A 12,614-nucleotide genomic window follows, 5' to 3' on the forward strand; every position below is an offset into this window, starting at 1 on the left:
GATTTAGGTTGATAAAATACTACATAATTCATCGATTTCTTGACTTTTTTCTTGAATCAGTGTGTTAGCTAAAGCTTGTAACTGCCGGATATTTTCTGGCTTGGCATTATCTATTGTTTCGAGTTCACTTTTTAAGAATGTTTGAAATCGATAATAAGAACTTTTATTACCTTTATTATTAGCCTCAAACAACCGTTCTAATTGTCCAGCTACTACTTCACTGCCACCGTCAAGCACAATATCTAACAGAGGTTTTGCCCATTGCAATAGCCCCCATTTTTTAACTTCTTCATAAGGGTAAATACTAGTTAGGGAACCGGCACCCAAGGATACGACTAAGATATCCTCTATATTCAGAACTTGTTGGTTTTCTTGCCTACTAATTTGCGCTTCTAAAATAGCCAAATTAGCTGGATTATTAGCGACTACTCCGCCATCGACTAAAGTATAAAAGCCGTTGTTATTATGGGAACTACCAACGCGATAGGGAGCAAAATAAGTCGGAGTTGCACTAGTTGCCAATGCTGCATCTGTGAGGGTAAAACCTGAGCATAACTTGCGAAATCTTTTCGATTCTGTCTGTTGCTTTTCCAGTTTGTTAGTAAAGAATATGGGAATTCGCTGCTCGATGTCGTAGCTAGTTACGAAAACTTCTTTGAGATTATTTTCTAGAGGAGTGTCGCCAAAATATTGCCTGATAATTTCTTCTCTGCCTTCAGAAGAATATTTTGGTTGGACGAATATATCCTCTAGTTGACCGAGTATTTGTTCCCAGAATGGCTCGTAAAATATCTCAGCCCCATACTCAAGATATATTTGGAGGAGATTCTCAGCGCTGTATTGGGCGACGGGCAAACTATCAGTGGCGTCTAAATTTAATCGGGGTTTGGTTAATCCGAGTGCTAGAATTCCACCACTGGAAGTGCCAGAAATTAAATCGAACAAACTAAAAATCTGCTTTTGTGTCCGCTTTTCAATTTCTGCTAATATCATGGCTGGAATAATGCCTCGAATACCGCCTCCATCAATGGCAAGTATTTTATATTTGGGATTGGCTTTAGTACTCATAGTTTTTTGCGATCGCTCCTGAGTTAATGTTTGCTCTTGAGTATTGACTGCAACTTGACTTTCCCTAGTTTTGGCTGTTTCAGATTTCTCCTCTTTTGCTTGGGTAGTTTGAATGTTCGCAGCTTTTTCGCTCTGTCTTGTTGTCCCTTTTTTTGTCTTTGGGTGACGCTCGTCCTTCGCTACCCCTACCACAGTTTTCGTCTGGGTTGGGATACCAGTTTCTACAATTGGGGGAACCTCAATAGACATTTGCTGCAACTCGGCTTCACTGACAGCAATTACTTTAACGGAGAGAACTTCTGGAATCAACTGGCTCTCTTCCACCAGCACCAAAGTTTCCGTAGAATCTCCATTCTCAGAACTACTCGCTGCCCGATCTTGTCTCTCACTGTCATTCGATGATTGTGTAATTCCAAATGGAATTTGTGCTAAATCCCAATTAGGATTGCCACGCAAGTTTCCATCATGGCCATTTACAGTCTGGTCTTTTACAGTTGTTCCTTGTCCTTCGTTTAATGCCCAGTAAGCGACTAATCCTTGTTCATTTCCCACTAGAGGCTGATACCGATGCCTCTGGATTTCCACTGGGGGACAGGGGTAATTCCAGATGCTAATGTTAGCTAATTGACCTGTGAAATATATGTTGTTGTGTAAAGTCGCGCCCAGAGTCACAGAACTAGTTGCTTTGTTTAAAGAGTCACCTGTAAAATAACCAAAATACTCATGGTCATCAAGATATATACTCACTTGACCTTTATTAAAAACAATGGCAAAGAAGTGCCATTGTCCGACAGTTAATTCTCCATTGCCAAAATTTTTAATTTTCTTTTCAACAGTTTCATCAATGTATACATCTAGGCTCCCTGATTCACTGATGCCGAACTCAAAATTATCACTATATCGATCTGAAGAACGCGCAAAAAAAACATTGCGCGTGCCATAAGTACTGGCTTTATTTGTTAGTTTTTGAGGATTAACCCATCCTGAAATCGTAAAGGCTGAACTTCCCTGGGCAAAAACACCAGCAAAATCATTTTTGCCAAAATCTATGTAATCATCTTGACCATCAAATGTCAGAACTGATTGGCTATATACCTGGTTTGTCACGAGGTTTTAATCTCCAAATAAGATAATTCGTAATTAATAAATGCAATAGATAAAAATGTATTAATCTATTTGTTAGAACCAAAAATCAATTTTTCGATTAAAAACTAAGCTAGCTTTTTTAGAACCAACGTGCTTAACTTATCTTTCAAATAATCTCAGCTTTATGAAGAAAATGCAATAGCGGATAAGACAGTTAAGTAAATATTTAAGTGGGCAGTTAAGTCACTTAAGTAGACAGTTAAGACTGTTAAGACAGTTAAGTAGACAGTTAGGACTGTTAAGCAGATAATTAAAATATTAAAAATAATTAATAAAGAATAATTACCGAATCAAGGCAGAGGGCAGGGGGAAGAAAATATATTTTTTGCCCTCTGCCACTTTTTTAACAGCGTCCTAAGAGGATATTTTAAAAGTGGTTGGCTATAATTTTAGGCACTTGCTGATCCCCCCTAGCCCACGCCAGTCGCTCTACTTGGGGAGACCCCAAGACCGCGCTGGCTCGCCTTTTTAAGGGGGGAACCGGATCAAAATCCCCCTTTTTAAGGGGAGCCACTCTTGTTGCACCTGGCGTGGTTTCCCCCATGAGCGACTGGCGTCGGGTTTCCAGACTTGTAGCAACTGCCGTCAAGAAATACGGTATCCTTATTAAATACCCTAAATTTATGGTGTTTTTGGGGAATTAGTCAGGGGTCAGACCCACAACTAGATGGTCAATTAATTTGAGAACAGTGTGCAGTTATTGAAATGATCGTGAGAGTGGGCACAAAAGAAGTCGCAGGTTGAGGCAAAGATCCGGGGGCAAAAATTATGACACTCCATCCAACGCAACTATGGGTAATACCAGAAGAAACAGCACGAATTGGGTTGCTTTTCCCAAAGGGAATGTTTACATGAAGATGCGGTCAGCTTTGGGACAGTTGTACTTTGACAGTGAATTGCTGAGTCTTGTCCAAGGCTGGTACTGCTCAAGTTTTTTGTACCTGCACTTAAATCGGTTGAGGTTTTAAATGATATTTCAACTAAATTTAGCAGCGATCGCAGCGATCGCTGGGCAAACCACTTGGAAAAAGGCAAAACCTGTCATCCTTAGAGATGTCTTCATTTTACCTGTATTGGGCTTCTTGGGAATAATTGTGTTGTGGTGGATTATTGCACTTGCCAATCATGAATTAATGCCCACCCCACCAGAAGCGCTAATCGCTAATCTAGACTACATCTTACATCCCTTCTACCAACGAGGCCCAGGCAACTTAGGAATTGGTTGGTTATTGATCGCAAGTCTGCACCGGGTATTACTGGGCTTTTTGCTAGGTGCGGTAGTAGCGATTCCTTTGGGGTTTCTCATTGGGATGTCCAGACCGGCAATGCTAGCGCTCAATCCGATCATTCAAATTTTTAAACCTGTATCGCCCTTAGCTTGGCTGCCTATCGCCTTAGCAATTTTCAATTTAGCAGAACCTTCGGCCATTTTTGTCATTTTTATTACCTCCTTATGGCCGACAATTATTAATACCGCCTTAGGAGTTTCTAGCGTTCCCCAAGATTATTTAGATGTGGCACGAGTGCTAGAAATGCCGCGTTGGAGACGAATTACAAAAATCATTTGGCCTGCAAGTTTGCCGTATATTTTTACAGGTTTACGAATTAGTTTAGGCATAGCTTGGCTAGTAATCGTTGCCGTAGAAATGCTCACGGGCGGTATTGGTATCGGCTTTTTTGTTTGGGATGAATGGAGTCGTTTAAACCTGAGTTCAGTGTTTTTAGCTGTGTTTGTAATTGGCTTAACTGGGTTAATTCTAGATTACGCCGTGGGCAAAATCCAAGAATTAGTAACTCATCGCCCTAAAACTTCCAACTAACAAAATTTGCCTGCTATCAAAACAGCAAGATTTAATAAGACTCTGCACCGGAAGCAGGAGTAATTAATCACCAGTGGAGCTACAAAAATGGGTGATATTAACTGGACTCGACGAGATTTTATCAAAGGAATAGGAGCAACCACAACCGGCATAGCCTTGTCCTCCTGTGCGATTTCAGGAGATCGATCCGCCAAAGGACTAACTGAAGAAGCCTTAGCTGTACAACCAGTAATTAGATCCCAAGATTTAGAAAAATCAGATATTACCGTTGGTTACGTTCCCGTTAATGATTGTGCGCCATTTGCGATCGCCTGGAAAAAAGGCTTCTTCCGCAAATATGGTTTGAACGTCACACTCAACCGCGAAGCTAGTTGGGCTACCTCCCGCGACGGTTTAATATTTGGTCGCCTGGATGCTTCACCCGTAGTATCTGGTGCCGTCACCAACGCCAGAATTGGTGCCGAAGGCGCACGCCACGCCCCCTTGTGTGCAGCCATGACTATTCACCGCCACGGTAACGCCATGACAATGAACAAAGCCATGTGGGATTTTGGGCTGCGTCCGTGGTATGAGTATCAAGAAAAATATGGCGATGGTGCTTTAGAAGCCTTTGGGCGCGATTTCCGAGGCTACTTTGACAAGCAGCCGCCAGAAGGCAAAGTTTGGGCGGTTGTTCTCAGTTCCGCCATTTACGAATACTTTGTCCGTTATGTGTCCGCCGCCGCAGGTGTTGATCCGCTTAAGGAGTTTCGGATTATTATTGTTCCGCCACCCCAAATGGTGACAAACGTGCGGATTGGTGCCATGCAAGCTTACATGGTTGCAGAACCCTGGAATACACGAGCAATAACAGGTAACGAAAACATCGGCTTTACCTTCGCCCAAGGGAAAGAAGTCTGGTTGGGACACCCAGATCGACTCTTGGGAGTAATGGAATCTTTCATCGACAAATATCCCAAAACCTATCGTTCACTAGTCAAGGCAATGATTGAAGCTTGTCAATATTGCAGCAAAGTAGAAAACCGCCAAGAAGTAGCCGAACTGCTTACAGAGCGTTCCTTTACAGGTGCTAGACCCAAAAAGAAAGATGCCCCAATTGCGAAGTTTACAAGTCCGGGAATTCTCGGTAACTACAATTATGGCGGCTTTGACGGCAAAGATCGCACCATCAAAGCTGCTGACACCACGATTTTCTTCGATATTCCTAACAACCTTCCCCAACAGCCAGGAGAACACTCAACATTTTTATGGAGATCGAGAAGTATCTGGTTAATGACACAAGCAGCGCGTTGGGGACAAATTCACAAATTCCCCAAAAATGCCGAAAAAGTAGCAGAACTTGGGTGGAGAACAGATTTATATCGGCAGATAGCATCAGAAATGGACATCCAATGTCCCAAGGATGATTACAAGGTCGAACCACCAGAAGTATTTATAGATAAGAAAGGCTTCGACCCTAGCGATCCAGTAGGTTATCTGAATAGTTTTGCTATCAGGGCTAATGCTCCAACTCGTTTTTTCATGTCTTAAATCCCAAGTTCAAATATTGATTGATTGCCCAAATTATTTGCAGAGCATTTGATGATGGAATATACCTCATTACCAATTAATACCCAGACCGAAGTTCTGCCCCGCACCGGATTTTTAGAAATCGAAAATTTAGTCAAGTCTTATCCGACACCTAATAAAGATAACTTTTTCGTTTTAGATGGGGTTAATCTGACCATTGGTGAAGATGAATATATTTCTGTAATTGGTCACTCAGGTTGTGGGAAATCAACCCTACTAAAGATAGTAGCTGGTTTAGAAAAAGCCACTTCTGGCTCAGTCAGGCTAGATGGAAAAGAAATTCGTCAGCCCGGAGCCGAAAGGATGATGGTATTTCAGAACTATTCGCTGTTACCTTGGTTAACAGTGCGAGAAAATATCCGTTTAGCTGTGGATGAAGTGCTAAAAAATGCTAATAAGGCTGAAAAAATTAGCATTGTAAATCAACACTTGGCAATGGTAAACTTGACGGCGGCGGCTGACAAATATCCTGATGAAATTTCTGGAGGGATGAAACAACGAGTCGGTATTGCCAGAGCCTTAGCAATTCGTCCCAAAATGTTGCTGATGGATGAACCTTTTGGGGCACTAGATGCGCTAACTCGTGGCAAATTAGAGCAGCAGGTATTGGATATTTGGGAAAATAATCGTCAAGCAGTGATGATGATTACCCACGATGTAGACGAAGCAATTTATATGTCCGATCGCATCGTCTTGATGACCAATGGACCATCTGCTAGTATAGGAGAGATTTTAGAAGTTCCTTTTGAGCGTCCACGCGATCGCACCACCATGCGAAATTCAAAAGAATATTTTGAACTCCGCAACCACGCCCTAAATTTCCTTGACCGATATTTTGCCCAAGACTAGTAAATTAGATTATCATTTTTTTTAGTGGGTAGCCTAATTCAAATTCATGAAAGCTGGATTTGGAACGGAGGAACCAATGTTTGGGGCTAATCTTACGAGAGACACCTTCCAGTCTTAGCCCGTCAGCTAACTCCGTAGGCAATGGAAGGAACCCCCAAGATTTTGGCTGTAATACAGTTATTATTGGGGTTTCCTTGACCGATTTAAGATTTGAGATTTTGGTTATCGTCACTCAATCTAAAATCCAAAATCGTTCGACTGAGCGTAGCCGAAGTCCAAAATCCAAAATTTGTCCCCCAGCTTCTCATTGCTAACTCATTTAATTGGGAGAAGTAAAGCTGTGCAAATCAAACCAATGTTAGCACGTCTGCAAAGTGCCACAGGTCGAAATGACTTAATTGACCAAATGGTACTGCTGCCAGAACCAAAAAAACCTTTTTCTAAAAAACCTCAAAGCTCAAAAGCAGTTAACTTAATTGTTGCATACAACGCATCTCCTAACAGTCATACGGCATTAGATATTGCTTTCTGGATTGCCCATCAAACCCGTTTAGCTACTAATGCCCAAGTTACAGTTCAAGCCGTTTATGTGCTAGAAGATAATCAAAGCAGTCAGTATCCAAATATCTTGAGCTTTCCACAACAACAGCCGCCATTAGAATGTCAGATTAGTGAAGTATCAAAGTCTGTCACACTGGTATTAACTCAACCCAAATTGCAGACAGTGGTAACTCCCCTACAACAAGCAGATAGAATTCTCTGGCAAGCGCGAAGTCTGGCTGAAGAATGGCAGGGTTCTTTCAAATCTCATTTGCGGTTTGGCTGCATTTATACAGAACTTGGCAAAGTTGTTGAATTAGAATCTGCCGATATTCTATTTTTAGGTTGCAACTCTGTCAATCATCCGATGATTGAAGCACTAGGTTCTAATTTCCCCTGTGCCGTTTTGGGTATTCCCAATTGTATTGATGAATAATCGCTGTTTAAAATTTCAGTAATTTTTGTCAAATTTTGATCATGGATAAGTCACCTACAACTAGGTGGCTTTTTTAGCCACTAAATAAATCAGCTTCGGGTAGAAACCAATGCAATACTGCTAAGAGGCTGTTTGAAAAGTGGTTGGTTATAACTTTTGGCACTGATTGATCCCCCCTAACCCCCCTTTTTAAGGGGGGAACCGGAATCAAAGTCCCCCTTTTGAAGGGGGATAGGACTTACGCAAAAACCCTCTTAAACTCTCATTCCTCCGTGACCTCTGTGTCCTCTGTGGTTCGTTTTCCGTTACCTGTGCGTAAGTCCTAGGGGATTTAGGGGGATCTAGAACTTTTTGCTACCGATAAAAGGACTTTTCAAACATCCTCTAAGGCTAAAAAATAAAAATGTGTAGGTTGGGGAGCCAGCGCGGTCTTGGGGGTTTCCCCCATGAGCGACTGGCGTCGGCTATGCCGACTTGTAGCACGTGGCGTTTGAGGAACGAAACCCAACATTTTGCGAGGTTTGTTGGGTTTCGCTCTGCTCAACCCAACCTACGAATATTCTTAACTCAATACGGTTAGAGGATGTTTTAAAAGTCCTCTGGTCGGTAGCAAAAAGTTTTTTGTATTAAACAACACTGTTTGTAGACACTATAGCGGTTCTCGGTTGAGTGAGGTACAAGAATCCCACCCCCAACCCCCTCCCCGCTCTTCGAGAGGGGGCTTAAGATGTACCTCACTAGATTGAGAAACGCTATAACTAGCAACTTAGGTTAATACCAAATAATCCATACGCTCCAAATCTTCATGCTTAAGACCTCCTAGACGCATGGTTATTCGCTGACCCAAACTAAGATAACACCGATGGAAAAAAGCAGGAACATAGGCATCCTGCTCTCGCAAAAAAGTATCAGTAAAAACGTAAGGGTTTTCAATATCCTTAGCATTGAGTTGACGGAGATGGGATTGGAAGTGGTAGGTTCCTTCTATTTTCGTATCATCATCTTCTTCCTCTTCTTCCTCATATTCATCATCGAATTCCCCTTCAATTTCGGATGTAAAGTATAGCTCCTCTAATAACTCATTACAGTTATAAAATTTATACCCAATTTTTAGACCAGTATCACTAATTAGATAACAGATTGCTTTTGTATGCAGTAAGTTAGAAAGTGATTGGGCGTCTTCCTCATCTAGAGTAACACTGTAGCCTATAGAACTTGCCTGACTAATTACAGTCCAAGAGTGTCCTCGGAACTGAAAGATGATGAAGCCATAGGCTAATATTTCTATCTCATGTTCGTATACATCTCGTTCCCATACAACTACTTGTCGCACCTGACTAATAGCTTGTGCTACCTTCTCAATAGGAGCTTGAATTAGAATTAGATAATCATTCACATCCGTGGTTTCAATGCCTCGGCACTGTTCCCAAGGTACACCTTTTATTGCATTATTCATATTTTTATTACTAAAAGCTTCACTTAAAACCTGAGCGAATAATAATTATAGGCATTTATTCCACTGATTGATAATCTAGAGCTAACTATAATTTATCCAAGATAAATCTCTATTAACAAGCCATTGAAAATTAAAAAATAATAGTATATGCATAATATTATGTGCCAACTTGCTTGATTAAGTTTTTTGCCAAGAGGTAGTAAAATTTATATCTTCCGCTAATGAGGATTTCAGCCTTTGGAGAGATGCTTTAAACAGCTAAATTCCACGATTCTGATCTAAAAGGTTAGGTATTGCCATAGGTAAAAACATAAATACTAAGAATTGCTTCTCAAGAAAATCTTAATTCCCCAAATTTAAACTTAGTAGAAGGAAATCCAATGTTCCAAAGTACGGAAATCATGCTGGGACTATACAAACCCCTATTGTGGGTAGCACAGACTCAAGTAGATGCCTCAAACATCACACCAGCACAGGCATCGGTTCTCACTTCCGGGCCGCGCTTTTTTGTGGCTTTAATCTCCGGTGTGATTCTAGCCTTTGCTTTCCAATTAGTTCTAACTAATCTCTCCCTTGCAGCCGGTATTTCCTATCTGGGGCACTCATCTGACTCGAATTCAGATAATGGGGAAGTCGAAAGTTTCGGCGGTACGATTCGCAAAATCGGCACAGCAGTAGGAATTTGGACATTAGTCACAGTGACGATCGCACTTTTAATCGCCACTTTCCTCGCAGTAAAATTAAGCCTGTTATTTTCAGATCCAGGGAAAGGAGCAATTCTTGGTTTGGTGATTTGGGGTGCTTACTTTTCACTATTGGTTTTGGTAAGTTTCACCACCGTCGGCTCCTTAATTGGCTCAGTCGTCAATACGGCAACATCCGGCCTTCAGGCGATTATGGGGACTGCTACCGCCGCACTCGGCGCGAAAGCTGTCAATAACCAAGTTGTCGCCACAGCTGAAGCCGCCGCCGCCGCTATCCGTCGAGAACTAGGAAGCGCCATCGACCCTGGGAGTATCCGGGAGAACATTGAAGATTACTTAGAAAAAATCCGTCCTCCAGAACTAGATGTGTCGAAAATTCGGAGTGATTTTGAAAATTTACTCAACGATCCGCAATTAAAAGCGATCGCCGGGACTCCAGATATCCGCAACATCGATCGCCAAAAGTTCATCGAGTTAGTCAGCAGTCGCACCGATCTTTCCAAAAAAGACGTTAGCCGCATTGCTGATACGTTGTATAAAGTTTGGCAGCAAGTAGTCAGTCAGCATCCACCCACCGAAGATCGTTTGGGTGAGTTAATGGATTATCTCAAATCACTCCCACCCGGACAAAACAAAACAGATGAACTCAACGCCAAGCTGGAGCGGTTATTAGCAGAAAAGCGTGATTCTAAAGGTTCTGACCAAAAGCCAGCTACCGGGCCAATTCAAAGTACACTCCAGCAAGGATTATCCGCCTTAACCGGCATTGTTTTAGGACGCACAGATTTATCTGATTTGGATGTGGAAAAAATCTTGGGTAGTCTCACCAGCGCCAAAGATAAAGTCACCGAACAAGCAGATAAGCTAGGCTTACCAACACCATCACAACCCTACAGCCCAATTCGGGCTGATGTGGAAAACTACCTGTATAATACTTATGCTTGGCAACTGAGTACAGAAAAAATTGCCGATGAATTTCATGATGTCATCTACGACCCAGCTGCTGACCCTGGAATCGTCCGCAGGGAACTAGAACGACTATCCCGCAACGATTTCGCCAAAATTCTCCAACAACGAGGATTGCTTACTCAAGGTCAAATTGAGCGCATTGCAAATCAGCTAGAAGTTGTCCGCCAAGAAGTGCTGGTGACAGTGAGAGCGATCGAAGAAAGAGAGATAGTCCAAGACTTGCAACGCGCAGTAGAAAGTTATCTACTCGTTACTCCCAAGGCAGATTTGACAGCCGAAGGCATTGAGAAGAATTTCAAACCACTGTTGGAAGACTCAGACGCAGATTATGAAACCCTGACATTGCGATTAGCGCACATTGAACGTCAGGAAATTCGAGAGATATTGCTGCAACGTAATGATGTCCAGCTATATGAAGTAGACAGCATTCTCGACGAGTTGGAAAAACAACGCGATCGCATCTTGGTAGAATCCAAAGGACTAGCAGAACAGGCACAATATCAAGCAGAAACCCTGTGGTTGAATGTAGAATCATATCTGCGTAACACCGGAAAATCAGAATTGAATCCTGATGCCATCCGCGCCGACTTCAAAAGATTACTGGAAGATCCTCAAGCTGGAATTAGCTCAATTCGGGCGCGGTTATCTCGCTTTGACCGTGATACCTTAGTGCAATTGTTGAGTCAGCGCGAAGATTTGAGTGAAGACCAAGTTAATCAAATCATCAATGCTACTGAGGAGTCATGGCATAATATTCGCCACACACCCCAAGCTGTAGTGGATAAAGCTAAAGAGCAATATGACTCTGTTACCACGACGATCGCAGATTATCTGCGGAATACTGGGAAACAAGAACTGAATCCAGAAGGTATTCAACGAGATTTGACCAAATTGTTTGAAAATCCCCAAGAGGGAGCCGTCGCACTCCGCCGTCGGTTGTCGCAGGTAGACAGGGATACACTGGTGAAATTACTCAGTCAACGTCAAGACTTGAGTGAAGAACAAGTCAATGAAATCATTGATTCCACCCAAACTTCCATTCGTAACTTTGTACGTGCGCCTCGTCGCCTAGCTAGCCGCACCCAGCAAAGAATGGAAACATTCAAAGGTTATCTGGAAGAGTATTTGCGCCAAACTGGTAAGGAAGAACTTAATCCCGAAGGTATCAAACGCGACTTGCAATTATTGTTGCACGATCCGCGAGTGGGCGTAGAAAGTTTTAGCGATCGCCTTTCCCATTTTGACCGTTCTACCATCATCGCCCTGCTGAAAATTCGGGAAGATATTTCTGATGAAGAAGCGGCGCGGATTGCCGATAACATGGTATCCGTAAGGGATCAATTTGTCGAACAAGTGCGGAGCATCCAACGAGGCATTCAAGATGCAATTGACGGGGTTTTTGCCCGCATCCGTAACTATCTCAACTCCTTGGATCGCCCAGAACTTAACTATGACAACATCAAACGCGATGTTCGCACATTTTTTGACGATCCCCAAGCGGGGTTTGATGCCCTGCGCGATCGCCTCTCCTCCTTCGACCGTGATACCCTAGTGGCAATTATGAGTTCTCGTGAGGACATCTCCGAGGAAGATGCCAACCGGATCATCGACCAAATTGAACGGGCGCGCAACACAGTATTGCAACGGGCAGAACGCATACAGCACGAAGCCCAACGCCGCCTAGAAGAGGTTAAGCATCAAGCCCAACGCCAAGCAGAAGAAACCCGCAAAGCCGCAGCTACAGCCGCTTGGTGGCTCTTTGCCACAGCATTCGTCTCCGCGATTTTCTCAGCATTCGGAGGAGCGATCGCTGTGATTACGGCGTAGTCTCACAAGTTGTCTCCGCTAAATTTTCAGCCTCCCGCGATGGGGGGCTTTTTCTATGTTTTGCATATATTGGGAAGATCGAGGGGCGAGGATAATACGGTTCAGTTATAGCGTTTTTCCTTTGTATGCAATACACTCTGACCTCTCTCCTAAAAGGAGAGAGGCTTTGAATCTTACTCCCCAACGCTAGTAGGGAAGGGGCTGGGGGTTAGGTCTGTATTTGCCTCATA

At 42.8% G+C, this 12,614-nt stretch carries 7 protein-coding genes and 1 riboswitch; of the genes, 5 read left to right on the forward strand and 2 right to left on the reverse strand.

Translation table 11 applies throughout. The annotated features are described in order from the left end of the window. Positions 1-3: 3 nt before the first annotated feature. On the reverse strand, positions 4-2,175 hold the full coding sequence (locus tag V7K97_RS18035) for a patatin-like phospholipase family protein (protein ID WP_334802382.1): 2,172 nt from the start codon (positions 2,173-2,175) through the stop codon (positions 4-6). Positions 2,176-3,182: 1,007 nt separating this feature from the next. On the opposite strand from V7K97_RS18035, the gene ntrB reads away from it, so the two are divergent. From ntrB to V7K97_RS18055, 4 genes are all read left to right on the forward strand, one after another. Then, positions 3,183-4,034 (forward strand): nitrate ABC transporter permease, encoded by an 852-nt coding sequence (ntrB, locus tag V7K97_RS18040; protein ID WP_334802383.1) that lies wholly within the window; start codon positions 3,183-3,185, stop codon positions 4,032-4,034. An 87-nt stretch (positions 4,035-4,121) separates the two neighbouring features. Further along, complete coding sequence (locus V7K97_RS18045) at positions 4,122-5,564, forward strand: ABC transporter substrate-binding protein (protein WP_334802384.1); 1,443 nt, start codon at positions 4,122-4,124, stop codon at positions 5,562-5,564. Positions 5,565-5,618: 54 nt separating this feature from the next. Next, the gene (locus V7K97_RS18050) at positions 5,619-6,452 is read left to right on the forward strand and encodes an ABC transporter ATP-binding protein (RefSeq protein WP_334802425.1); all 834 of its coding nucleotides are present in this window, start codon (positions 5,619-5,621) and stop codon (positions 6,450-6,452) included. A gap of 20 nt (positions 6,453-6,472) precedes the next feature. Further along, a riboswitch (cyclic di-AMP (ydaO/yuaA leader) is annotated at positions 6,473-6,608 on the forward strand. A gap of 199 nt (positions 6,609-6,807) precedes the next feature. Next, positions 6,808-7,428, forward strand: coding sequence for a universal stress protein (locus tag V7K97_RS18055; RefSeq protein ID WP_334802426.1), 621 nt, complete (start codon positions 6,808-6,810; stop codon positions 7,426-7,428). A 766-nt stretch (positions 7,429-8,194) separates the two neighbouring features. Here V7K97_RS18055 and V7K97_RS18060 read toward each other — a convergent pair. Further along, the gene (locus V7K97_RS18060) at positions 8,195-8,884 is read right to left on the reverse strand and encodes a hypothetical protein (RefSeq protein ID WP_334802385.1); all 690 of its coding nucleotides are present in this window, start codon (positions 8,882-8,884) and stop codon (positions 8,195-8,197) included. 380 nt (positions 8,885-9,264) lie between these two features. Here V7K97_RS18060 and V7K97_RS18065 point away from each other — a divergent pair, with 380 nt between their 5' ends. Then, positions 9,265-12,384 carry an MFS transporter gene (locus tag V7K97_RS18065; RefSeq protein WP_334802386.1) on the forward strand — a complete coding sequence of 1,040 codons (3,120 nt, stop codon included), beginning with the start codon at positions 9,265-9,267 and terminating at the stop codon, positions 12,382-12,384. Positions 12,385-12,614: the final 230 nt, after the last annotated feature.

It is taken from the genome of Nostoc sp. (genome assembly GCF_036917815.1).
Taxonomy (GTDB): Bacteria; Cyanobacteriota; Cyanobacteriia; order Cyanobacteriales; family Nostocaceae; genus Nostoc.

Coding starts and splice junctions, on each gene's coding strand:
- ntrB (WP_334802383.1), top strand. CDS start 3,183: ATGATATTTCAACTAAATTTAGCAGCGATCGCAGCGATCGCTGGGCAA.
- V7K97_RS18045 (WP_334802384.1), top strand. CDS start 4,122: ATGGGTGATATTAACTGGACTCGACGAGATTTTATCAAAGGAATAGGA.
- V7K97_RS18050 (WP_334802425.1), top strand. CDS start 5,619: ATGGAATATACCTCATTACCAATTAATACCCAGACCGAAGTTCTGCCC.
- V7K97_RS18055 (WP_334802426.1), top strand. CDS start 6,808: ATGTTAGCACGTCTGCAAAGTGCCACAGGTCGAAATGACTTAATTGAC.
- V7K97_RS18060 (WP_334802385.1), bottom strand. CDS start 8,884: ATGAATAATGCAATAAAAGGTGTACCTTGGGAACAGTGCCGAGGCATT.
- V7K97_RS18065 (WP_334802386.1), top strand. CDS start 9,265: ATGTTCCAAAGTACGGAAATCATGCTGGGACTATACAAACCCCTATTG.